This window comes from Chryseobacterium sp. GQ58 (assembly GCF_059758895.1).
Window position 1 is genome coordinate 764,125 of record NZ_JCAXEH010000002.1, and the last position, 23,047, is coordinate 787,171.

Annotated in this window: 29 protein-coding genes; 13 read left to right on the forward strand and 16 right to left on the reverse strand. The window is 33.5% G+C overall.

Annotated elements, in window-relative coordinates; all coding sequences use genetic code 11:
- Positions 1-72: 72 nt before the first annotated feature.
- From AC6CHK_RS07715 to AC6CHK_RS07725, 3 genes are all read right to left on the reverse strand, one after another.
- On the reverse strand, positions 73-1,110 hold the full coding sequence (locus AC6CHK_RS07715) for a peptidylprolyl isomerase (RefSeq protein ID WP_498095123.1): 1,038 nt from the start codon (positions 1,108-1,110) through the stop codon (positions 73-75).
- Positions 1,111-1,188: 78 nt separating this feature from the next.
- Positions 1,189-1,698, reverse strand: coding sequence for an FKBP-type peptidyl-prolyl cis-trans isomerase (locus AC6CHK_RS07720; RefSeq protein ID WP_498095058.1), 510 nt, complete (start codon positions 1,696-1,698; stop codon positions 1,189-1,191).
- A 267-nt stretch (positions 1,699-1,965) separates the two neighbouring features.
- Entirely contained in the window at positions 1,966-3,039 is a 1,074-nt protein-coding gene (locus AC6CHK_RS07725; RefSeq protein ID WP_498095059.1) for a branched-chain amino acid aminotransferase, read from the reverse strand.
- An 84-nt stretch (positions 3,040-3,123) separates the two neighbouring features.
- Here AC6CHK_RS07725 and mnmC2 point away from each other — a divergent pair, with 84 nt between their 5' ends.
- Both mnmC2 and AC6CHK_RS07735 read left to right on the forward strand, forming a co-directional pair.
- Complete coding sequence (mnmC2, locus tag AC6CHK_RS07730) at positions 3,124-3,798, forward strand: tRNA (5-methylaminomethyl-2-thiouridine)(34)-methyltransferase MnmC2 (protein WP_498095124.1); 675 nt, start codon at positions 3,124-3,126, stop codon at positions 3,796-3,798.
- 123 nt (positions 3,799-3,921) lie between these two features.
- A complete protein-coding gene (locus AC6CHK_RS07735; protein WP_498095060.1) occupies positions 3,922-4,338 on the forward strand; it encodes an NUDIX domain-containing protein in 417 nt (138 codons plus the stop codon).
- Positions 4,339-4,354: 16 nt separating this feature from the next.
- On the opposite strand, the gene AC6CHK_RS07740 is transcribed toward AC6CHK_RS07735, so the two are convergent.
- Complete coding sequence (locus AC6CHK_RS07740; protein ID WP_498095061.1) at positions 4,355-5,062, reverse strand: DUF4294 domain-containing protein; 708 nt, start codon at positions 5,060-5,062, stop codon at positions 4,355-4,357.
- Positions 5,063-5,113: 51 nt separating this feature from the next.
- On the opposite strand from AC6CHK_RS07740, the gene chrP reads away from it, so the two are divergent.
- Both chrP and rpe read left to right on the forward strand, forming a co-directional pair.
- On the forward strand, positions 5,114-6,190 hold the full coding sequence (gene chrP, locus AC6CHK_RS07745) for a chryseobasin maturation metalloprotease ChrP (RefSeq protein ID WP_498095062.1): 1,077 nt from the start codon (positions 5,114-5,116) through the stop codon (positions 6,188-6,190).
- 87 nt (positions 6,191-6,277) lie between these two features.
- A complete protein-coding gene (gene rpe, locus AC6CHK_RS07750) occupies positions 6,278-6,928 on the forward strand; it encodes a ribulose-phosphate 3-epimerase (protein ID WP_498095063.1) in 651 nt (216 codons plus the stop codon).
- 123 nt (positions 6,929-7,051) lie between these two features.
- Here rpe and chrI read toward each other — a convergent pair whose 3' ends face one another.
- The 5 genes from chrI to AC6CHK_RS07775 all read right to left on the reverse strand — a co-directional run bounded on the left by chrI (position 7,052) and on the right by AC6CHK_RS07775 (position 11,175).
- Positions 7,052-7,537 carry a chryseobasin maturation helper ChrI gene (gene chrI / locus AC6CHK_RS07755; protein ID WP_498095064.1) on the reverse strand — a complete coding sequence of 162 codons (486 nt, stop codon included), beginning with the start codon at positions 7,535-7,537 and terminating at the stop codon, positions 7,052-7,054.
- A 127-nt stretch (positions 7,538-7,664) separates the two neighbouring features.
- The gene (locus tag AC6CHK_RS07760; RefSeq protein WP_498095125.1) at positions 7,665-8,084 is read right to left on the reverse strand and encodes a nucleoside-diphosphate kinase; all 420 of its coding nucleotides are present in this window, start codon (positions 8,082-8,084) and stop codon (positions 7,665-7,667) included.
- Between the two features lie 327 nt (positions 8,085-8,411).
- The gene (gene rsgA, locus AC6CHK_RS07765; protein WP_498095065.1) at positions 8,412-9,338 is read right to left on the reverse strand and encodes a ribosome small subunit-dependent GTPase A; all 927 of its coding nucleotides are present in this window, start codon (positions 9,336-9,338) and stop codon (positions 8,412-8,414) included.
- Positions 9,339-9,427: 89 nt separating this feature from the next.
- A complete protein-coding gene (locus AC6CHK_RS07770; RefSeq protein WP_498095066.1) occupies positions 9,428-10,507 on the reverse strand; it encodes a chorismate mutase in 1,080 nt (359 codons plus the stop codon).
- Positions 10,508-10,854: 347 nt separating this feature from the next.
- Positions 10,855-11,175: a DUF8439 domain-containing protein gene (locus AC6CHK_RS07775; RefSeq protein WP_498095067.1), complete on the reverse strand. Its 321-nt coding sequence runs from the start codon at positions 11,173-11,175 to the stop codon at positions 10,855-10,857.
- Between the two features lie 118 nt (positions 11,176-11,293).
- Here AC6CHK_RS07775 and AC6CHK_RS07780 point away from each other — a divergent pair, with 118 nt between their 5' ends.
- On the forward strand, positions 11,294-11,452 hold the full coding sequence (locus AC6CHK_RS07780) for a hypothetical protein (protein WP_498095068.1): 159 nt from the start codon (positions 11,294-11,296) through the stop codon (positions 11,450-11,452).
- Between the two features lie 16 nt (positions 11,453-11,468).
- On the opposite strand, the gene dnaX is transcribed toward AC6CHK_RS07780, so the two are convergent.
- On the reverse strand, positions 11,469-12,554 hold the full coding sequence (gene dnaX / locus AC6CHK_RS07785) for a DNA polymerase III subunit gamma/tau (RefSeq protein WP_498095069.1): 1,086 nt from the start codon (positions 12,552-12,554) through the stop codon (positions 11,469-11,471).
- 85 nt (positions 12,555-12,639) lie between these two features.
- The gene (locus AC6CHK_RS07790) at positions 12,640-13,266 is read right to left on the reverse strand and encodes a TetR/AcrR family transcriptional regulator (protein ID WP_498095070.1); all 627 of its coding nucleotides are present in this window, start codon (positions 13,264-13,266) and stop codon (positions 12,640-12,642) included.
- A 350-nt stretch (positions 13,267-13,616) separates the two neighbouring features.
- Between AC6CHK_RS07790 and AC6CHK_RS07795 the strand changes: the two genes are divergently transcribed.
- The 7 genes from AC6CHK_RS07795 to AC6CHK_RS07825 all read left to right on the forward strand — a co-directional run bounded on the left by AC6CHK_RS07795 (position 13,617) and on the right by AC6CHK_RS07825 (position 18,869).
- Entirely contained in the window at positions 13,617-14,291 is a 675-nt protein-coding gene (locus tag AC6CHK_RS07795; protein ID WP_498095071.1) for a MarR family winged helix-turn-helix transcriptional regulator, read from the forward strand.
- Position 14,292: 1 nt separating this feature from the next.
- Positions 14,293-15,759 carry a bifunctional phytoene desaturase/3,4-desaturase gene (gene crtID / locus AC6CHK_RS07800; RefSeq protein ID WP_498095072.1) on the forward strand — a complete coding sequence of 489 codons (1,467 nt, stop codon included), beginning with the start codon at positions 14,293-14,295 and terminating at the stop codon, positions 15,757-15,759.
- 8 nt (positions 15,760-15,767) lie between these two features.
- Positions 15,768-16,604 (forward strand): phytoene/squalene synthase family protein, encoded by an 837-nt coding sequence (locus AC6CHK_RS07805; RefSeq protein WP_498095073.1) that lies wholly within the window; start codon positions 15,768-15,770, stop codon positions 16,602-16,604.
- Positions 16,605-16,631: 27 nt separating this feature from the next.
- Complete coding sequence (locus tag AC6CHK_RS07810; RefSeq protein WP_498095074.1) at positions 16,632-17,096, forward strand: SRPBCC family protein; 465 nt, start codon at positions 16,632-16,634, stop codon at positions 17,094-17,096.
- 6 nt (positions 17,097-17,102) lie between these two features.
- On the forward strand, positions 17,103-17,561 hold the full coding sequence (locus AC6CHK_RS07815) for a sterol desaturase family protein (protein WP_498095075.1): 459 nt from the start codon (positions 17,103-17,105) through the stop codon (positions 17,559-17,561).
- Positions 17,562-17,564: 3 nt separating this feature from the next.
- Positions 17,565-18,275 (forward strand): lycopene cyclase domain-containing protein, encoded by a 711-nt coding sequence (locus tag AC6CHK_RS07820; RefSeq protein WP_498095076.1) that lies wholly within the window; start codon positions 17,565-17,567, stop codon positions 18,273-18,275.
- A 171-nt stretch (positions 18,276-18,446) separates the two neighbouring features.
- Positions 18,447-18,869, forward strand: a complete 423-nt coding sequence (locus AC6CHK_RS07825) for a hypothetical protein (RefSeq protein ID WP_498095077.1) — start codon at positions 18,447-18,449, stop codon at positions 18,867-18,869.
- Between the two features lie 399 nt (positions 18,870-19,268).
- Here the strand turns inward: AC6CHK_RS07825 and AC6CHK_RS07830 are convergent, their stop codons facing one another.
- From AC6CHK_RS07830 to AC6CHK_RS07845, 4 genes are all read right to left on the reverse strand, one after another.
- Positions 19,269-20,003 carry a DUF421 domain-containing protein gene (locus AC6CHK_RS07830; protein ID WP_498095078.1) on the reverse strand — a complete coding sequence of 245 codons (735 nt, stop codon included), beginning with the start codon at positions 20,001-20,003 and terminating at the stop codon, positions 19,269-19,271.
- A gap of 102 nt (positions 20,004-20,105) precedes the next feature.
- On the reverse strand, positions 20,106-20,363 hold the full coding sequence (locus tag AC6CHK_RS07835) for a GlsB/YeaQ/YmgE family stress response membrane protein (protein ID WP_498095079.1): 258 nt from the start codon (positions 20,361-20,363) through the stop codon (positions 20,106-20,108).
- Positions 20,364-20,431: 68 nt separating this feature from the next.
- Positions 20,432-20,881: a ferritin-like domain-containing protein gene (locus tag AC6CHK_RS07840; protein ID WP_498095080.1), complete on the reverse strand. Its 450-nt coding sequence runs from the start codon at positions 20,879-20,881 to the stop codon at positions 20,432-20,434.
- 77 nt (positions 20,882-20,958) lie between these two features.
- Positions 20,959-21,222: a hypothetical protein gene (locus tag AC6CHK_RS07845; RefSeq protein ID WP_498095081.1), complete on the reverse strand. Its 264-nt coding sequence runs from the start codon at positions 21,220-21,222 to the stop codon at positions 20,959-20,961.
- Between the two features lie 210 nt (positions 21,223-21,432).
- Between AC6CHK_RS07845 and AC6CHK_RS07850 the strand changes: the two genes are divergently transcribed.
- Positions 21,433-21,840 (forward strand): hypothetical protein, encoded by a 408-nt coding sequence (locus AC6CHK_RS07850; RefSeq protein ID WP_498095082.1) that lies wholly within the window; start codon positions 21,433-21,435, stop codon positions 21,838-21,840.
- A 21-nt stretch (positions 21,841-21,861) separates the two neighbouring features.
- Here AC6CHK_RS07850 and AC6CHK_RS07855 read toward each other — a convergent pair whose 3' ends face one another.
- Complete coding sequence (locus AC6CHK_RS07855) at positions 21,862-23,046, reverse strand: MalY/PatB family protein (RefSeq protein WP_498095083.1); 1,185 nt, start codon at positions 23,044-23,046, stop codon at positions 21,862-21,864.
- Position 23,047: the final 1 nt, after the last annotated feature.

Genomic DNA, 23,047 nt, shown 5'->3' on the forward strand with positions numbered 1-23,047 from the left:
TTTATTTAGTTACAAATTAATAAAAGCCGTCTCTTGCGAAACGGCTTTCAAATATATTATAAAAATTTTTGATTAAGGTACTTTTACCAACTCTACATCAAAAATCAACCATGCATTTGGTGGAATCACTCCCCCAGCGCCTCTTTCTCCGTAACCCATTGTTGGTGGAATCAATAATGTGGCAGTTTCGCCTTCTTTTAGTAATAAAATTCCTTCATCCCAACCTTTGATTACTCTTCCCATTCCGATAGGAATTTCGATTGGCTCATTTCTTTTGAATGAAGAATCAAATTCAGTTCCGTCAACCAATTTCCCTGCATAATGTACAGAAATATTATCACCTGCTTTAGGAGATTTTCCTTCAGTTTTTTTAGTGATTTTGTAATAAAGGCCAGATTCAGTTACCTGCATTCCTGCTTTTGCATCATCAACCATTTTTTGCTGATTGGCTTTGAATTCTTCTTCTTTTTTCTTCTTTTCAGCTTCTTCTTTAGCTAAAAATGCCTTATTGTTTTCAGCGATCTTTGCTTTACCTTCTGTGAAAGTTTTTGCTGCATCGTAGTTTTTATATTCGTCACCTTTGCTGAATATAGATACTTTTTCCAAAACAATATCCGTTTTCGGCTTGTCTTGAGCACCTTTTTCTACATTGGCAATTGTGTCGATCACATCGTCACCTTTCACTACTTCACCGAAAATCGTGTGTCTTCCGTCTAACCAAGGTGTAGCCACTTCAGTAATAAAAAACTGAGAACCGTTGCTATTCGGGCCTGAATTTGCCATTGACAAAATACCTTTTCCTGTATGTTTAAGGTCATTTTTTTCATCATCAAATTTATATCCCGGATCTCCCATTCCTGTTCCTTGAGGATCTCCTCCCTGGATCATGAAATCTTTGATCACTCTGTGGAAAATAGTTCCGTCATAGAAAGGAACTCCTTTTGCCTTCGCTTTGTTTTCAATTTTACCTTCTGCAAGACCAACAAAGTTAGCCACAGTCACCGGTGATTTTTTGTCTTCAAACTTTACAATCAAGTTGCCTTTTGTAGTTTGAAGATTAGCATAAAGTCCGTCTTTAAGCCCTTCGTAAGTTTCTTTGTCTACGTTCATTTTCTTATAAATTGGTGTACAGCTCAGCAACGAAACACTTGCCGCTGCTAGAATTATATTTTTGTTAAACAATTTCATTTATAGAACTTTTAATTTTATAATTAGAGGAATATCATTATCAATTTTGTTTTCGTCTCCATAAGTTCCGTAAGCCAGCGAAGAAGGAACTAAAAGCGTTATTTCTTCACCGTCATTCATGTATCTCAATGCATTTTCTACTGCTTTCAGCTCATCAAAATGCCCGAATCTCGCATCATTTCTTTGAATAGATTTATTATAAATCTTAGTTTGGTCAAAATCATATAAGTCATAAGAATATGAAATTAATGATTCGTCAGGTCTTTTCTGTCTTTTGTCAAAACCTTCCACCGTTGTCCAGTAATTAAGCTGTGTCGGATAAAATTTAATCTCCTGTCCGCTAATCCAATCCTGGATCTGTTGTCTTTCCAGAGTATTAAGATTTTTTGTGCGGTTTCGGGAAACATCAAGATCTTTTTGGCTCAGCACGCCGCCCACAGGAGGATGAACCTGTGTATTTCTTTTGCAGCTTAAAAGCCCGATTACTGATATGAGAAATATTTTTTTCATAAAAACTTTTGCGAAAATACACATTTCGGGAATGAATAACAAAACTTGATGAATTTATTATTTTCTAAACCATTAAGATGTATTAATAATATCATTTAAACATCACTTCAGGCTCTTTTAAATTATGTAACTTAAATTTTGCCAATTACTCATATCTTGAAATAAAATCTGCTCAATCAGCTTGATCTGCGAGATAAAAAGAAAATAGTTAGCATAAAAAAAGCCAAGAAAAAATCCTGGCTTCATATATATTTGATCAGTTGAAAATTAAGCTGTTTCCAAAACGTCTTTTTCTACCAAAACTCTCCATCCGAACGGATCTTCAGAGATGTTGGTCTGTAAGCTTACCAAGTCATTTTTCAACATTGCTGCGTAGCTTTCGTCATCAGAAAGTACGGGAAGCTGCAATTTTTCTCCGTTGTGTCCCAACGCCTGGAAAACCGTAGTTACCACTGCAGTACCAACTCCCCAAACTTCTTTTAAAGTTCCGTTTTTCTGAGCTTCAACTACAGTTTTTACGGCAATAGGTTCTATTTTCACTTCAATACCTCTTTTTTTAGCAAGCTGTATAAAGCTGTCTCTCGTCACACCATCCAAAATTTTCTCGGAAGTCGGAGGTGTATAAATTGTATCGTTGATTCTAACGAAAACATTCATTGTTCCGCTTTCTTCAAAATATTCATGAGTTGCGTCATCTGTCCAAATGATTTGCTCATATCCTTCTTCTATCGCCAATTGTGTCGGATAAAAAGAAGCAGCATAATTTCCGGCAGCTTTTGCAGATCCTACTCCGCCGCTTGCCGCTCTTGAATAATGATCAGAAATTTTTACTGAAACCGGCTCGGTGTAATACATTTTTGCAGGTGTTGCCACGATTGCAAACATATATTTATTAGCTACTCTAGCTTTTAAAGCTTCTTCGGTAGCGAAAATTAATGGTCTAATATATAATGACATTCCTTCCCCCTGAGGAATCCAGTTTCTGTCGATATCTACCAATGCTTTAAGGCCATCCAAAAACATTTCTTCTGTAACTTCAGGCATTGCCAAACGTTTTGCAGATTTATTGATACGTTCAAAATTCTTTTCGGGCCTGAAAAGGAAAACCTGTCCGTCCTGATCTTTATAGGCTTTCATTCCTTCGAAACAAGCCTGTCCGTAATTTACTCCCATCATTGCAGGCGTAAATAATAGCGGACCATAAGGAACCAATTTTACTTCACCCCATTTACCGTTTTCATACTCACAAATGATCATGTGGTCGCTGAAAGTATTTCCAAAAGTAAAATTATTGGGATCGAAAGTAGTAATTCTAGAGTTTTCTGTTTTTTGAATTATCATTTCTTAAAATTTTTATGATGTTCCACAAATTTAACATAATTTTCTAAAAATAAAAATTTTAGACTAAATTTGAAAAAAAATCCTGTGAAAAGAGAAATCAAGACCACACAAGACGGAAGCAAAACATTGTTTATCAGTGAATTAAATGAAAACTATCATTCGCATCATGGCGCATTGCAGGAAGCTGAACACGTCTTTATCAAAAATGGATTAAACTTAACAAATGATTACGAAATTAACATTTTAGAACTCGGTTTTGGAACAGGTTTAAATGTTTTAGTAACTATTAATGAATATTTAAAAACTGACAAAAATCATATTATAAACTATTTTACGCTAGAAAAATACCCCATAAATGAAAGTGAAATTGAAAATTTGGCTTACGATGAGCTTTTTAATGACTCAAAGTTCACAGAAATTTATCGTAAAATTCATCAGACAGAATGGAATGAGTCATCTGAAATTATTAAAGGATTTAATTTAAAAAAGATTCAATGTGACTTTTTCGATTTGAAAACCATCGATTTACCTAAAATAAACCTTGTTTATTATGATTGTTTTGGCGCAAGAGTACAGCCGGATCTTTGGGAAAAGCCTTTATTTGAAATGGTTTCCGACAAAATGATTGTAAACGGATTATTAACAACCTATTCCTCCAAAGGAAGCGTAAGGCGAATTTTGGAAGAGCTCGATTTTAAAGTTGAAAAAAAACAAGGTCCTCCCGGGAAAAGAGAAATGATTAATGCTGTAAAGCTATAAGTTGGATGATGGAAGCTCGAAGTTTGGATTTTGCGTAGTAAACAATTAGTAGAAAACTTCCATCATCCAACATCCATTCATTTTCAGCAAAATTCCTTAAATTAGCTATACAAAATATTATACATGATAGATAAGATCAACGTAAGAGTGTATGCATGTGCAATAAAAGACAATAAAGTGCTGACACTTTTCGAAGAATATGCAGGACAACCTTTACTGAAATTTCCCGGCGGCGGATTGGAATACGGAGAAGGATTAACCGATTGCCTACATCGTGAGTTTGATGAAGAGCTGAATGTAAAAATAGAGATTGTAGACCATTTTTATACTCAGGAAAATTTTCTGGTTTCCCGTTTCAGAGAAAATGAGCAATTGCTTACTATATATTATCTGGTAAAAATTCTGAATGAAGAAGATTTTCTGATTCTTGATCCTTGCATAGAAAAAACAGAATGGCTTCCTATCGACAGCGCAATAAATCCTTTTTCATTACCTGTAGATAAAGTTGTCTTTGATAAATTAAAAGAAAAATTCCTGTAAAATACAGGAATTTGTTTTATTTTGAAACTTTGAAATCTTTTGCTCCGGGATAAGGCTGCAAATAACCTGAATTCCAGTTTGACTGTAAAAGTGATTCCAAAAACTCGTCCGTTCGGTTTCGGTACGGATTATATTGATCTTTCAAATCTATATCTGCCATTTTTCCTTTTACATTCCACCAAAATGCGCTCCATCCTCCACGCATTTCTTTAATAATTTCAAAAACATTTTTTCCGGTCGCCCTATTCATTAATTTTGCAAAAACCTGACCTTCTGTCGTCGTTAAATCTCTTAACTGCTTTTCATACTGATCAGCAAGCATATTTTGTCTGTCTTTAATATATTTCCTTTTTGCAGCAGTATCCAAATTAGTCATTTCTTTCTGTATATCTCTGTATTGCTGCAAAGCTGTAAGAAAAAGCGGATAAACTCTGTATAATTTTTTATTGAGAAAGAAATAATAATTTTTATCAAGTTGATTATTAAATCTCGGCTTATTCAGTAGCACCAATTCATCCATTACAACGACGGTCTCGCCGTTCATTTCATAGATTTTGGCCTTTTGTCTTTCGTCATAATAATATCTATTACCAAATTCATCAACCTTCAAATCTTCCTGAGGATATTGGCTTAAAGGCTTTGCAATAACAGAATCTCTTTCCTGTCCAAAAATCCCAATCCCAAAAAAGAGTATAAAAAGAAAGGCAATTTTATTTAATTTCATTATTTTTACATGTATTATAACAAAACTGAAAAACAAAAATCATTCCTTTATATGAAATTTGATAAGAAATCTTTGAAATTTTTAGAGAAATATTTAAATACATCATCTCCAACCGGATATGAACACAAAGGCCAGGAAGTTTGGATGGATTATATAACTCCATTTGTGGATAAAGTAGAAGTAGATCATTACGGAACCTGCTACGGAATTATCAATCCCGAGGCTGAATTTAAAGTGGTAATCGAAGCACATGCCGATGAAATTTCCTGGTATGTAAACTATATTACCGACGACGGATTGATTTATGTCATCAGAAACGGAGGTTCAGATCAAACGATCGCGCCGTCAAAAGTAGTAAACATTCATGGTGAAAAAGGAATTGTAAAGGGAGTTTTCGGCTGGCCGGCAATTCACACAAGAAATTCCGATAAAAATGAACCAACTCCTAAAATTGAAAACATTTTCATCGATTGCGGGGCAACATCAAAACAGGAAGTTGAAGATCTTGGAATTTTTGTAGGATGTATGATTACTTATCCTGATGAGTTTTTTGAAATGAATGACCGATATTTCGTTTGCAGAGCTTTAGACAACAGAATCGGCGGATTTATGATTGCTGAAGTTGCAAGACTTTTAAAAGAAAACAAAAAATCGCTTCCTTTTGGTTTATATATTACCAATTCTGTACAGGAAGAAGTCGGTTTATATGGTGCAGATATGATTGCAGATACCATAAAACCAAATATTGCCATCGTTACAGATGTCACTCACGACACGACAACTCCAATGATTGAAAAGAAAAAAGAAGGCGATCAAAAATGCGGAGACGGACCTGTCGTTTTCTTTGCGCCAAGTGTACATCATATTATCAGAGAATTGATTATTGATACCGCAAAAACTAAAAAAATACCTTTCCAAAGAGCTGCCGCAAGCCGGGCAACAGGCACAGATACAGATGCTTTTGCCCATTCAAACGGTGGTGTGCCAAGTGCTTTGATTTCCTTACCTTTGCGCTACATGCATACAACGGTGGAAATGGTTTCGAAAGCAGATGTCGGAAATGTTATTAAATTAATCTACGAAACTCTTTTGAAAATTCAGACGGAAATGAAACTGAAATATCATTAAGAAAAGAAGTTAGAAATTAGATTTTAGAAGTTAGTATTAATCTAATTTCTAATTTCTAACTTCTAAAATCTAAATAGAAAAGTAAAAATGAAAACGAAGCTAATTGCTCCTTCCCTTTTATCCGCAGACTTTGGGAATCTGCAAAGAGACATTGAAATGCTGAACAATTCGCAAGCCGACTGGCTGCATATTGATGTGATGGACGGCAGATTTGTTCCCAACATTTCGTTCGGTTTTCCGGTAATGAAAACCATTCAGAAACACGCCAAAAAGTTTGTAGACGTGCATTTGATGATAGTTGAGCCTGAAAAATATGTAGAAGAATTTATAGATTACGGCGCAGATCTGGTTTCTGTACATTACGAAGCATGTACTCATCTGCACAGAACAATCAACCTTATTCAAAGTAAAGGTGCAAAAGCGGGTGTCGTTTTAAATCCTTCAACACCGGTTTTAATGCTTGAAGACATTATTGCGGATGTGGATTTGGTTTTATTAATGAGCGTAAATCCAGGATTTGGCGGGCAAAAATTTATAGAAAACACTTATAAAAAAATTGCCGAAACTAAAGATTTAATTTTAAGCAATAACTCTACAGCTTTAATTGAAATTGACGGCGGCGTAAACCTTGACAATGCTTCCAAGCTTTTCGAAGCCGGAGCTGATGTTTTGGTTGCAGGAAATGCTGTCTTCTCTTCGGAAAGTCCTGAAAGAACGATAGATTTATTAAAAATTTAATTTATATAATTTTCAAAAGTAAAAGGCAGCTTTTTTTGAGCTGTCTTTTTTATTTAACAAATTGAGCTTATGATGGTTATTTAGTTTTATTTTCAATTCTAATAAACTAAATTAGAAAGTATTCTATTCAATTTTATTCCATAAACAGGCACATATAACCAAAGTAACACTTATCACAGAAAAGAAAGTTCTTACATTATTCAGAAAATTCCAACGATTCTCGAATATATCACGCATCTTTTTAATGCTTTCTCCGCTAGAATTGGCGATGTCAAACTTGTCCAGCTGATCATTGAGCGGTACATTGCCAACAACGGTAACACCAAACACGCCTATCAGATAAGCAATCGATGCCAAAAGAAGTAAGATGAAAACAGGATTTTGTCCCCGATAAATAAATGTGGAAACGGGTAACAAAGCTGCAGTTCCCATAAAACTTATGAAAAATACAGGATTTAGAATTTCCCTATTGATCGATTGCATCGATTTCAGATATTCTAGGTCTGATAATTTCCCTAAACCTAAAACCACCGAACAAGAGTAAGCATAAAAAAGTCCCGCTATTAATGCAGTCAGAACTGCCGTGACAATTAGAAGTATTGTTATCATTTTCATAGTTATTTTGTGATAAAAAATTTCTGTGAAATTAATAATTTAAAATGGATTGAATGACAAATAGCATAAAACAAAAATCCAGAGAAATCTCTGGATTTTTTATTTTTTACAGAAGTTTTAACTAGAAAATTTCTCTTCCTGAAAAATGAAATTGAGCTTCAATAAGCGCATTCTCATTAGAATCTGAACCATGCACAGCATTTTCGCCAATACTTCTTGCAAACATTTTTCTGACCGTACCTTCCGCAGCTTCAGCCGGGTTTGTAGCTCCGATTAATGTTCTGAAATCCTCAACTGCATTATCTTTTTCCAAAACCGCAGCAACGATCGGTCCTGAACTCATGAATTCTACCAATTCTCCATAAAATGGTCTTTCAGCATGTACTTCATAGAATTTTTTTGCATCGGCAACAGTAAGCTGAGTCAATTTCAAAGCTTTAATTTTAAAACCTCCTTCAGAAATTTTTCCTAAAATTGCACCGATATGTCCATCTGCAACTGCATCAGGCTTAATCATAGTGAATGTAATGTTAGACATAATGTATTTATTTTTTAATGCCACAAAATTACGAAAAATATCCAAAAAATCATTTTAAATTAACTTTAACATAAAATAACTTTTATTAAGAAATTATATAGATTTATTGGCATGCAAATTGTAATTATTATTTCGATTCTCATGTTTAATTTGAGTTTTCATGGTTATTAGTTTTTACCCAGCTTCGGCTGGGTTTTTTATTATCTAATTTTTAACCATAAATCCTAGATTTCCACAAAATAATCATTACAAAATTATCATTAATAAACAATTATTATTGATTTATATTTAAAATAGAATTACAAATTTTACGAAAATGATGAATAGAAATTATATTTGGAAATTTTCTTCCGCTTCTTCCATCAATTTGATGTAAGTAGAATATCGTGAATATTGTATTTCGCCTGTTTCCAAAGAATCTAAAACAGCGCATTTTGGCTCATTGATATGAAGGCAGTTGTGAAACTTACATTCTTCACGCTTCCTGAAAATTTCAGGAAAATAATGCTGAACTTCTTCTTTTTGAATATCAATCATCGCAAATTCTCTCACTCCCGGCGTGTCGATAACATATCCTCCAAAATCCCAAAAATGCATTTGAGCAAAGGTTGTCGTATGCTTTCCTTTTAAATGTGTATCAGATATTTCAGAAGTCTTAAGGTTGAGGCCGGGCTGTAAAGCATTTACCAACGTAGACTTTCCACATCCGGAATGTCCGAAAAATACGGAAGTCTGATCTTTTAAAAGGTTCTGAAGTTCATCAAGATTCAATTTAGAATAAGACGAAATCTCCAGACCGTCGTATCCTATTTCCTGATAAAGAAACTGAATATCTTTTACAAGCTCTTTTTCTTCATCATTCAGAACATCAATTTTATTAAAAAGTATGAGCGATTTAATGTTGTAAGCTTCGCAGCAAGCGAGAAAACGGTCTAAAAAACCAAGAGATGTTTCAGGATGTTTTAAAGTGAAAATAAAACATGCCAAATCAATATTTGAAGCAATAATATGAGCTTCTTTTGAAAGATTTACAGATTTTCGGATAAGATAATTCTTACGAGGTTCTATTTTCGTAATCCAGGCAACATCATCTTGTTCCAGCTGAAATTCCACAAAATCACCCACAGCAAGAGGATTGGTCAGTCTGGTTTTTATCAGCTTGAATTTTCCGCGAATTCTTGCCTCGAAAATTTTATCGGTTTCCATTTCCAAAACCTGATACCAACTTCCTGTAGATTTTATGATTTTTCCTTTCATATTTTTATTGAATACAAATATAAGGAATTAGGGCTTAGGTAAAAGGATTTAGTTCGATATTGATTAAATCCTTAAACCTTATTCTAAATTTATCTTTCTATCATAATACTGTTTTGCACTTCAATAGATTCTTCGTGAATTGCCTTAAAAACTTTTTCTATAAAATCCTGAGACATTCCTGTTTCTTTTGCCTTCTGAACGGCATATTCTGTAATTACTTTCCATCTTTCCGGCTGGAATATCGCAATGTCATTCTCTTTTTTAAGTTTTCCTATTTTTTCAGAAATCTTCATTCTTTGAGAAAGCAATTCTATCATTTGAAAGTCAATATCTGAAATTAAAGTTCTGTGTCTTCCCATTTCGCCATCAAAACCTGCCAATCCTGAATTTCTAACTTTCAGATTTGAAATCAATTCAGCTAAAACTTCAGGTGTAATTTGTTGCGAAGCATCACTCCATGCTTCATCAGGATTGGAATGTGATTCTATAATTGCGCCTTGGTAACCAACATTTAAAGCTTCCTGCGTAATGTCTGCTAAGCCAGTTCGGTTCCCGCAAATGTGGGAAGGATCGATAAGCATAGGAATATTGGGGAACTGGCTTTTGAAATCTAGAGCAATCTGCCAATTAGGATTATTTCTGTATTTTGTCTTCTGATATGTGGAAAAACCTCTGTGAATAACTCCTAAATTGTAAATACCTTGTCCCAAAAGCCTTTCTAAAGCACCAATCCACAATGCTAAATCCGGATTTACAGGGTTTTTAACCAAAATTGTCTTCTGAGTTCCTTTCAAAGCTTCGGCAATTTCCTGAACGGTAAAAGGATTCACCGTGGAGCGAGCGCCGATCCAAAGAATATCTACATCCGCTTCCAATGCCGCTGAAACGTGATGCGCATTAGCAACTTCGGTAGCTGTTTTGAAGCCATATTCTTCTTTTACTTTTTTTAACCAGTTTAATCCTATAACTCCAACTCCCTCAAAACCATTGGGTTTGGTGCGAGGTTTCCAGATTCCGGCACGGAAAATTGGCACATTGGCGTTTGTTTCTCTGATTCTTTTTGCTGTTTCCAGCATTTGTGTTTCGCTTTCTGCGCTACATGGTCCCGCAATCATCATCGGTTGCGAAAATTCATTAATCCAGTCGTTTTTTAAATCTTTTAAATTCATTGAAATAATTTTTTAAAATTTGCATTAATAGCTCTTTCATTATAAATTTATTTTTATAATTCTTTTTCAAAAATGCTACAAAATGTAATGTTTAATCAGGAATGAAAGAGTTGTAATTTTCCTGTTTTTTGAGAAAGAAATTCAGTTAGCAATACCAGTAAAATCGGTAATAGTTTCTGAAATTTCTATGATAAGTAAACAAAAAGCTAAAATAACCGCCTAAAATATAAGCGGGGCTAAAACCGAAAAGGTTTTTTGAAGAAAACAGAAAAGGGATCATTTGTTTTTCCACTTTTTACCTGTAAATTTTTATTTTAACTTTAATTATCTGGCAAATATATAAAAAATTATGACAAATCAAACTTCATTAAATCATCAAGATCTTTAAGTAAAGGATTTATTTCTACAAATTTCTCAAATACTTTCTTTTTTGTAACCACTTCAATTTTGAGATTTTCGTGATCTTTTTTATACTTAAAATCAATTGCGTAATTGTTTACTTTACGTTTAAAATGGTTGAAAAACTCTCCGCTGATCTTGTCAAACTCAGCCTTTGCAGAATCCGAAGGATATGAAACCTGTATTGTCATTTCGTCAATTTTCGCAAGTTTAAATCCTTTAATTGCATTAAAAAGAACGGGATCTTTCGTACGAAAACCTTTCAGCAACAAGTTCCATTCTGATTGCAGATCGGTTTCTGTAAAATGATGTTGAGGAAGATTTTCATCAACAGCGGCCGCCGTTTCTTCAGCTTCTTGTTTTTCTTCTTTGTTGAGTAAAGAATTGATGCTGAAAGCCGATGGATTCTTTGGTCTTAATAATGGTTTTGAAGCTTTTTTAATGGTAAGTTCCGCAGGAGGTTCGAGAATTTTTTCAGGTTCAGAAGAAATTTCTATTACTTTCTCAACAACTTTTACCTCTAGTTTTACTTCCTGCTTTTCATGAAGAAAAGGGGCTAATATTATAAACTTTTTTTTTTAATAATATCAGCAGCAGCCGTTAAAGAAGCAAGCTGCATCAGACCGATTTCTACTGTAAGTCTTGGATTTTTAGAGTTTTTATAATTGATATCCGCATGGTTGCAAATTTCAATAGCGTCGATCAGCTGCTGGGCATTCCATTTTTTTGCCTGTTCTACATATTTTATTTTAGTTTGTTCGCCTACTTCGATCAGATCAATAGTTGATGCGTTCTGTGCCATCATTAAATCTCGGAAATGATTTCCAAGACCAGCGATAAAAATATGTGGATCAAAACCTCTTTTTACAATTTCGTTGAAAGCAAAAAGTACTTCGGGAATTTTATTTTCTTTAGCTAAATCTACAATCGTAAGATACTGATCGTAATCTAAAATATTCAGCACTTCGGCAGCTTTTGCTAAAGTAATATTTTTTTGTGAAAACGTAGAAAGTCTGTCGAAAATGGAAAGTGCATCTCTTAAAGCGCCGTCTGCCTTTTGGGCAATTAAATATAAAGCGTCGTCTTCATATTTAATATTTTCTTTTTCAGCAATGTTTTTAAGATGATCCTGAATATCAAGAATCGTAATTCTTTTAAAATCATAAATCTGACAACGCGATAAAATAGTAGGAATAATTTTATGCTTTTCGGTCGTTGCCAAAATGAAAATAGCGTGTGCAGGCGGTTCTTCCAAAGTTTTCAAAAAAGCATTGAAAGCTGCAGACGACAACATATGCACCTCGTCAATAATATAAACTTTGTATTGACCGACTTGCGGGGCAAAGCGTACCTGATCGATCAATTCACGAATATCATCAACCGAATTGTTGGAAGCAGCATCAAGCTCATAAATATTATACGCAAAACCGTCTTCTGAAACCGAACCGTCTTTTTCGTTGATTTTTCTGGCTAAAATTCTGGCGCAAGTAGTTTTACCGACGCCACGAGGCCCACAAAAAAGAAGAGCCTGAGCCAGTTGATTTTCACTGATCGCATGTTCTAAAGTATCTGTAATATGGGATTGCCCAACAACGGTATCAAACTGTTGCGGACGGTATTTCCTTGCAGACACTATAAAATTTTCCATACCCCAAAAGTAAGAAATATAGTTTTAATCTGAAAGTATAAAATTTCAAATATTATAAAGTAATGATGGTTTTTTTGAAGTTGTATTACTTTTTATCATACGCATAATCTATGATGTCTACAATTGCTTTTTCGATCTTCTTTCTTCCTTCATCACTTTTCAGATCTATTCCGCAAAATGTAGTTCCGTTGTGGCCTGTGTAAAGATTGAGATGATAAATACCCGAAACAAGTAGCGCCGTAATTGCTCTGTATTCCTCGGATTTATCACCAAAATAAGGATCCGTAACATTTTTGAATAATTCTTCGCCAACTTCCTCACGCTGATCCACAAGTTTCTTTAAGATTGGTTTGCTTTCGGAAAGTTCCCAAACAATAATTTTTTGTAATTCTTTATTTTTTCTTAAACCTTCAAACTGATTAAGAAGAGCTAATTTGGACATTTCTTTTCCACCATCCGAAAGATCAACATCCATTTTTTGGTCTATTTTGCTCCAATAATCCTGAGATTTAATATATTCATCAATTAATTTTTCCGTACTTCCAAAATATTCATAGATCAATTTTTTATCGAAGCCGGCTACAGCGGCAATTTTACTTACCATCAATCCGGAATAACCTTTAGTTTTCAGAATCTTACCAACTGCATTGAGCAGCTTTTGTTTTGTTTTTTCTTTATCCCTGATAGGACCTTGTACAACTTTTCTAGGCATTGTCTATAATTTTACTTTGCAATATGCAATTAATATTGATAATTTTCAAACTTTAGAAATAAATTTCATTAAATATAGCTTAATATGTTGTCAATTTAAAACCTCTCTAATCAAGAGATCAAAAAATGTTATACTTTTTTTGAAATTCATTTAAGTCAAAGTCAAAATATTTTTCAAAAATATTGCAGCAAAAATTAAACCCTTCTCAACTGAAAATATCTTATCACATGCATTTAAAACAATATTAAATGTTGAATTACAATTAAATAAGCAAAAAAACTAAAATAAAAAATAATAGTTCATATATATACAAAAGTAAGTATATTTGTATACATTTAATTATTTCTAAGATGAATTTTAAATTAGTTAAGGATGTTATAAACCTAGTTGAAGACTTTGATTTGCACAACAAAAACGGTGTTTATTCAGCTGATATTGATGGCTTTAAGAAGTGGATTACCAAAACAGAATTAGAATCAAAAAAGTATATTTCTGAACCTTTAAAATGGGAAGGCAAGGAAAACGGCCGCACACCGGAAAGCGTCATAAGTACATTGCTTGTGCATCTCAACAGGTATGCAAAATCCTATTCTAAATCAGCCATTTCCGATTCTGATTTTTCTACGCAGGAGGATTTTATTTATCTTATTAATCTTAAAGCATTCGGTGAAATGACCAAAATGGAGCTCATCAAAAAAAATGTACACGAAAAATCTGTCGGAATGCTGATCATCAATCGTCTTATCAACCAAAAATGGATTGAACAAAACGATTCTTTGGCAGATAAAAGAACAAAAGTTTTAAAAATCACCGAAAAAGGCATAAAGTCTTTGGATAAACAAATGAAAAAAATTCGGCAGGCAACTCAAATTGTGGCCGGAAACTTGAGTGATTCTGAAAAAATGGAATTGATACGCCTTTTGGATAAGTTGGATCAGTTTCATCATCCTATTTACGACCGCAATATTGAAAGCAAAGATCTGATAGAAACCGTTTATCAGGAATATTTATTTCAAAAAAAATAATATGGCAAAGAAAATAGCAATTATCGGATCAGGATTTTCAGGATTATCTGCCGCTGCCTATTCTGCGCAAAAAGGCCATGAAATACATTTATTTGAAAAGAACAGCAGTCTGGGCGGAAGAGCTAGAAAATTTACGACAGAAAATGGCTATGTATTTGACATGGGACCGAGTTGGTATTGGATGCCAGATATTATTGAATCGTTTTTTGAAGATTTTGGCAAGAAAACTTCAGATTATTTTACGCTTGTTCCTTTAGATCCTCAGTTTGAAATGGTTTTTTCGGATGGAAAAATGGCTATCCCGCATAATTATGAAGAAATGAAAGCTCTTTTTGAACAAACAGAAAAAGGTGCCGGAAAAAAGCTGGACGATTTCATGAAAGATGCACAATATAAATATGAAGTTGGGATGAAAGACTTCGTCAACAAGCCTTGCCATTCATGGTTTGAATTTGTTTCTCCTAAAATTGCTAAAAGTGCTTTTAAGCTTGATTTATTATCAAATTTCCACAGGTTTGTAAGAAAATATTTTTCTGATCCAAAATTAATTATGCTCATGGAATTTCCTGTTATTTTTCTCGGCGCAGCTCCAAAAGATATTCCTGCATTGTACAGCCTTATGAATTATGGCGGCTACAAGCTTGGAACCTGGTATCCGATCGGCGGATTTTCCAAAATAATTGATGCAATGGCTGAAGTTGCAAAAGATCAAGGCGTGAAAATTTATCTTAATTCAAATATTGATTTAATCAAAATCTGCAATGCCAATGCAACAGCAGTTTCGGTGAACGGAAAAGAAATTGAATTTGACTGCGTGATTGCCTCTTCAGATTATCATCACACAGAAAACAGCCTTCTTCCGGAAGAATACAGAAATTACAACGAAAATTATTGGAAAAAACGAATTTTTGCTCCGTCTTGTCTTATTTATTATTTAGGAATAAAAGAAAAAATTCCAAATTTGAAACATCATACATTGTTTTTTGAAAATGATCTTAATCTTCATACCGAAGAAATTTATGATAATAAAAAATGGCCGACAAAACCATTATTTTATGCTTGTTGTCCATCAAAAACTGACAAAAATGTAGCTCCGGAAAACTGTGAAAATATTTTTCTGCTGATGCCAGTTGCAACGGGACTTGACGACAACGAAGAAACAAGAGAACGCTATTTTAAAGAAATGATGACCAGGCTTGAAAAACATACAGAAACATCTGATTTGATCTCTAAAATAGAATATAAAAGAAGCTATTGTATCAAAGATTTTAAAGAAGATTACAACGCATATGAAGGAAATGCTTACGGTTTGGCCAATACACTTTCTCAAACCGCTGTTTTAAAACCTTCATTAAAAAACAAAAAAATAGGCAATTTATTTTATACCGGCCAATTGACCATTCCGGGACCCGGAGTTCCGCCATCAATCATTTCCGGAAAAATTGCAGCAACCGAAGCCACCAAATAACGAAAATTATGAAAAAATTATTTGACGAACTTTCTTACAAGATCAGTAAACAAACGACCAAACAATACAGTACGAGTTTTTCATTGGGAATTTTGGCTTTATCACCTAAAATCAGAAATTCTATCTATGCAATATACGGTTATGCACGTCTTGCAGATGAAATTGTAGACAGCTTTCATGGCTTCGATCGTACTACTCTGCTTGCACGTTTTCGGGAACAGACGAATCAGGCGCTTGAGGAAAAAATTTCTCTCAATCCTATTCTTCAGGCTTTTCAGGAGACGATTCACCAATATGATATTGATTTTCATTTGATCAATCAATTTCTCAGCAGCATGGAAATGGATCTTCATGATATAGATTACAATTCAGATTTATATAAAGAATATATTCTCGGTTCTGCGGAAGTGGTCGGATTGATGTGTCTTCAGATTTTTGTTGACGGAAATAAGCAGCAATATGAAATGCTGAAGCCTTCAGCAATGAAATTAGGCTCTGCTTTTCAGAAAGTAAATTTCCTTCGGGATATGAAAGATGATTATCAGATTTTAGGACGCAGTTATTTTCCGGATGTTGATATAAGCTATTTCGACAACAGCGTAAAAGCAAATATTGAGAGAGAAATTCAGCAGGAATTCCAAGAAGCATTGGAAGGCATCAAAAAACTTCCGAGATCGGCAAGATTTGGAGTTTATCTTGCGTATCGTTATTATGTTTCATTATTCAGAAAAATAAAAAGAACTTCAGCACACAAAATCATCAATCAGCGAATCAGAATATCAAACGGAAAAAAGTTTTCGTTGATGATGAGCAGTTATCTTCAATATAAAATTTCGTATTTATAAACAGAATTTATTCCTAAAAGAGCAATAATGATACATCAGCTAAAGCGTGAACAACAATTATTCTGCGATCTAGAAACTGCCTGGAAATTCTTTTCTTCTGCAAACAATCTTTCAAAAATCACTCCGAAAGAGATGAATTTTATCGTAAGAACAAAGCTGGAAGATGACAAGATTTTTCAGGGCATGATTATAGATTATTATGTTTCGCCATTATTCGGGATAAAAATGAATTGGCAAACGGAAATCACTCAGGTAAATTATCTTGAAAATTTCACAGATTTTCAGAAAAAAGGACCTTATAAACTTTGGAATCATTTTCACGAATTTATTCCGAATGACAAAGGTGTTCTGATAAAAGATACAGTTTATTACGAGCTTCCAATGGGGTTTTTAGGCGAAATTGCACATAAAATAATCGTAAAAAACAAGCTTGAACAAATATTTGATTATCGTTTCAAAGTCTTGGGAAAATTATTTAACCAGAAAAAATAAATCATTATGAACGCGTTGATCGTAATCATCACTTTTTTCACTATGGAAGGGATCACCTGGATGGTTCACAAATACATCATGCATGGTTTTTTATGGATGCTGCACCGCGATCATCACGACCACAGCAATGATGGCCATTTGGAAAGAAATGATTACTTTTTTGCCATTTTTGCCATCCCAACGATTGCTCTGATGTATTACGGAACGGTGAATAATTTTAATTTTTACTTTTATATTTCCATTGGGATCACATTATACGGAATGGCTTATTTTTTTGTGCATGATATCTTTATTCATCAGCGTTTTAAGTTTCTTCGGGACACGCAAAATCCTTATTTGCTGGCGATAAGACGTGCTCACAAACAGCATCATAAGCATACTGGAAAAGAGCGTGGAGAATGCTTCGGATTTTTGTGGGTTCCTGTAAAATATTTTAAAATGTATTTTAATAAAAATAAGCGGTAAACAATGTGGGAATATACTTATTTATTGATTAATTTTTTTACGGTAATCATCTGTTTTTTGTTTTCTTTTCATCAGAAAATAAGGTTTGACAGGCACTTTAAAGCATTCATTATGGCTTCTTCATTCGTTGCTGTTTTTTTTATTTTGTGGGATGTTTGGTTTACCAAAATCGGCGTTTGGTGGTTCAACGATAAATATCTCATTGGTGCAAGGCTTTTCGGGCTTCCGATTGAGGAATTGCTGTTTTTTATTTGTATTCCGTTTTCTTGCATTTTTACTTATTATTGTTTGGATAAATTTTTCAAGCTCGACTGGAAACCTTTTCCTGAGAAAGTTTTTGTCATTACTTCAATCCTTATTCTCGTTTGTCTTTCGATAATTTTTAATGATAAATTATATTCGTTTATTACGTTTCTTACAACAGCGATAAGCATTTTTGTGCTTTATTTTATTTTGAAAGTAAAATGGATCGGGAAAGCTTCATTCATTTATTTATTACTCACTCCGGGATTCTTTTTAGTAAATGGAATTCTTACAGGAACTGGACTAGATTCCCCGATTGTTAATTATAATCCTGAAAGATTTATAGGATTGAGAATCTTAACAATTCCGATTGAAGACAGCGTTTATGGTTACGAAATGATTCTCTGGAATGTTTATTTCTTTTATCAGTTTAAAAAAGAAGATAAAGAACCGCAATATTTCACGTTTTAAACCATTTTTTTAAGTTAAAAAGCAACTTTTGAATTTAGTATAAAAAAAGCATTATGTTCTAAAATCAATAATTTTAAAAAACACAAATTTTTTACATTTTGGATACCACACAAGCCATGTAAGGCATAATATTTGTAAATATTATGTTAACCAAACCATATACTAAATATTATGAACGTTACAGATTTAAAAATAAAAAATCTGGTGAAATATGAAAACCAGATTTATACGATCAGTGAAATTTTCCAAAATGAAAATCATGATTACTTTGTGAAAATTGAAAACGATTTTCATAGCTTTTCTGTTCCTGCAGAAGCTATCCAACCTATTAAAATTGATGAACACTGGCTGGAAAGATTTGGTTTTTCCAGAACATATAGTTCAGATCACAGAATACGGTACGAAAGACCGGAAAACTTTATTAAATATGATATAGACCTGAGCTCAAGAAAAATTGTCGAAGGTCTGAAGATTTATGGTAATACCATCCGATGCAAATATATTCACGAATTTCAGAATATATTGTCTTGCTTATTCGGAAAAGAGACGAATATTTCTATGAAAAGACCATTTCAAAATGAAGCATTGATTTAAATATCAATATTCTTATTACCAAATCAAATTATATATATTTTTACATTATCCCTGGCTTTTTAATAAGTCAGGGATATTATTTTAATTTCATAAAAGTTTCAATATTCCAGGAAAAAACAAAAAATCCCTCATTGCTGAGGGAAAGAATTTGAGCTAAAAACATTGATAGAATGAATATGGATCTGAATAAACTATCTTGTTCAAAGCTAGAAAATATCTATACAAGGATTTATGATTATGGTCACAATCAAACAAATTTATTTTCTTTTTATAAACCTTAAGGCATAATGTTTGTTGATAAAATAGTACACCTTATTACATTCGTATTAACATGAAAAAAATCCCCAACTATTATACAGCTGGGGATTTTTATTATTATAATTGATAAACATAAACATTTTATGCAATTCTTTTTTTATTGCTGGATTTTACCCAATTCTTTTTTTTGCATCTAACACATTTTCCTGCGGATCCAACTTCTTTTTTTTCGGTATAACCACAAAATATACAGGAATAATAATTTTCTTTTTCAATATAAGTGACCGGAGAATCCAAAGAATCTATCATGATTGGTAAACCGTATTTTATATTTTCATTATCATAAAAGAAGACACTTACTTCTCCGGATGGCTCTTCTATTGCTGCTTCTACCTGGCCAAGATGCGAAACGCCACGTAATCTAAGCTCTGAAAAAAATTCATCGCTGCCGAGATTTTCTTTTTTAAAATTTTCAATAGAAAAAATTCCGTCTTTAATAAAATAAACTGATTTTCCTTCAATCAGGTTTTCGAACTTTTTGAATCTTCCGATAAAATAGGTTAGAAGGCTGTACAACAAAATAATGATAATAAAAACAACTATTGATGAAATAATGCCGACTTCTTTGTAAAACATCGGATCACCAGCTGCAGAACCCAAACCTATAATGACCACCAACTCAAAAATTGACATTTGTTTGACTCCACGTTTGCCCAATAAACGAAGCCCCATCACAATGGTAATAAACATGATGACCGTTCGGAGAGCAACTTCAAAAAGGAAAGAAATATCTTCTGCTCCCCAAAGAACTTCTTCCCAACTAAAACTTAAAAACAAAGGTGTAAGCATGGTAATAATTTCAAATGGTACTTTCAAAAAATACGCCAAGTGTAAAGATTAGTGACTTTCATAACAGGCAATAAAAAACTTCGGACTGAAATTCTCAGATCCGAAGTTTATTTAATTACGTATTTTTTATTATCTTCTTCTTGTCAGTGCGCCATAAATCAAAATGACGATGATTGCACCCACTACGGAAATAGCAATTGTCCCGAAATCCCAAGGGTTTCCGTCATCTCCTATTCCCAAGGCTCCCGCAATGAAACCTCCAACTAAAGCACCAATGATGCCTAAAATAATTGTCACGATCCAACCGCCACCCTGTTCGCCAGGCATTAAAAGTTTAGCGATTGCGCCAACGACAAGTCCAAAAATTATCCATGCTAAAATTCCCATAGTTTATATTTTTTAATTAATAATTTGGTTATTTGAATTGTTTAGAACAAAAAAGCTTAAATTTTTGATTAGCTTAAGTTTTCTAAACTACTGAATTTCTCGTAAGAAGCTTTTAAATGATGCAACTGATCCAGAACTACTCTTGAACTTTCAGGATCAAGATCACCGCTGTCTAAAGCAGATTGATAAGCATTGATCGCTGCATTTTCCCCAAACACAACATTTTCTAAAGTAGCTTCGTCTTTGTCGCCTGAAAAGGAATTTTTAATATCAATCCAAGTTCTGTGAACCGCTCCCGCTGTTGATGTTGTATTATCAGGCTCACCGCCGTGCTCAGTGATTAACTGCATCAATTCGGATTTCATTTGTTGAGACTGTGAAACCATTCGATCGTAGTCTGCTCTCAATCCGGAATATGTTTCCCAGACTTTGTCTTCAACTTTAGAAAATCCTTCAATTCTGTCGTTGGTAATGTTCAGTAAATCGTTTAATACTGAAACTGTTTTCGTGTTGTCCATAATAATATTTTTGTGTGGTTTGTGTTGAATTATTTTACAACTGCTATACCAAAATTACTTTAGTAAGGCAATTTTTTTTAAAAGTCAAAGTAGTTTCCGTATTTACTTTTTTGAATTTTACTGATAAATTCATTGTATGCAGGATATTTTATCCCGGTCGCTACATCAATCACAATTTTATTACGGTTTGGTTTTCTGCGCAGCTTGATTTGGTCAAAACTGTAATTGTCTACTTCAGATAAGAAGTTTTTGATTTCATTAAAATTAATTTCGTTTCCCGTCGATTTTTTGGTATTGTTCGGAAACGGTACATCGTCCTGAAAAAACTTTATTCGTTCCATATATTTTAATTTTGGTGTTTGGCTAAAATACAAAATATTATGTTAAGTGGTTTATGATTACAATCAGATAATCAGGAGATTGTTAAAAAAAAGTATCAATTTATTTAAATCTATTTTCGTTGTATGGTCTGATTTTGGAAGTTAAATTTATAAATAAATAGTCTTACAACTTTATTATTTCATTAAATATTAACCATAAATCAAAATATTATGTACAAGAAAATTTTAGCAGGTCTCGGAGGTGCAATTGCACTAAACATTTTACACGAAACCATAAGAAAAAACTTCGACAACGTCCCTGAAATCAACAAACTAGGCGAAGAAGCTCTCCTAAAAATCACAGACCACACTCCTATCAACATTACTGGAAAAGACAATATTTATGCTGCGACTTTAGTTGGCGATATTGTGAGCAACGGAATCTATTACGCAACTACAGCAACTAAAAGCGATATGGCTTCCGGGCTTTTGGCGGGAATAGGTGCTGTTGCGCTTCCAAAATCGTTAGGTTTGAATGAAGATCCTGTTGCAGAAACTACTCAAAAAAAACTGATGACAATCGGCTATTACCTTTTTGGAGCGATCGTTACGCGGGTCATTTACAATAAGATAAAATAGAAAATACTGAATGGCTCCTTTTTAGGGGCTGTTTTTTTTGTTTAAAACTTTATTATATCCATTTTCAAGCTTTTTAAGGCCTTCAATCAAAAGAGCTTTCGGGCAGGCAATATTTATTCTTAAAAATCCTTCTCCGGAATCTCCATACATCGTTCCGGAATTCAGCCAGAGTTTTTCTTCTTCGAGTAATAATTTTGAAAATTCATCAGATTTAATATCTAAAGAACTGCAATTCAGCCAGACAAGATACGTTGCCTGTAATGGCGTAACTTTTATTTCGGACATATTTTCTTTACAGAAATCTTTAAGAAATTGATAATTCGAATAAATGTAATCTTTCAATTCTTCCAGCCAGCTTTTGCCTTGTGTGTAGGCGGTAATCAGTGCTTCAACTGCAAAAGGATTGATTGTAGCTGTTTCCTGTTTTTCTAATAATTTTTCAACAGGTTTTAAAAATTTTGGATCTTCAGAAATAATATATGCAACCGACAATCCTGAAATATTAAAAGTTTTGCAAGGCGATCCGCAAGTAAAAGAAATAATATCAGAAGTTTGCGCAACGGAAGCCAAAGGAATATGCCGGTAATTTTCAAAAACCAAATCTGCATGTATCTCGTCTGAAACAATAATTAAATTATGTTGCAAACATATTGAAACAATTTTCTCCAATTCTTGTCTTGTCCAGACTCTTCCGACCGGATTTTGGGGATTGCAGATCAAAAGCATTTTAGTTTTAGGATCTTTTGCTTTTATTTCTAAATCATGAAAATCGATCTGATAATCACCATTTTCATGAATAAGCTTGTTTTCTATTGCATTGCAGGCGCAATTTTCTATTGCATAAAAAAAATGATTGTAAACCGGCGGTTGAATAATGATGTTTTCGCCGGGTTGAAGATAAGCTCTTATAATTGCCGAAATCGCAGGAATCGTTCCCGGAACGTGCAAAATCCAGTCTTTTTTAATGTCAAATTGATAGTTTATTTTCCACCAGTAAATAATCGCATTATAAAAATCTTCAGGAATAAAACTATAACCAAAAATTCCCTGCAATGCTTTTTCGGAAAGAGCTTTTATAATTTCAGGCGGAGTTTTAAAATCCATATCGGCAACCCACATTGGCAGCACATCATGGTTTTCAGCCAAATTCCATTTTATAGAATCTGTATTTTTTCTTGATATGATTTCGTCAAAATTGTATTTCATT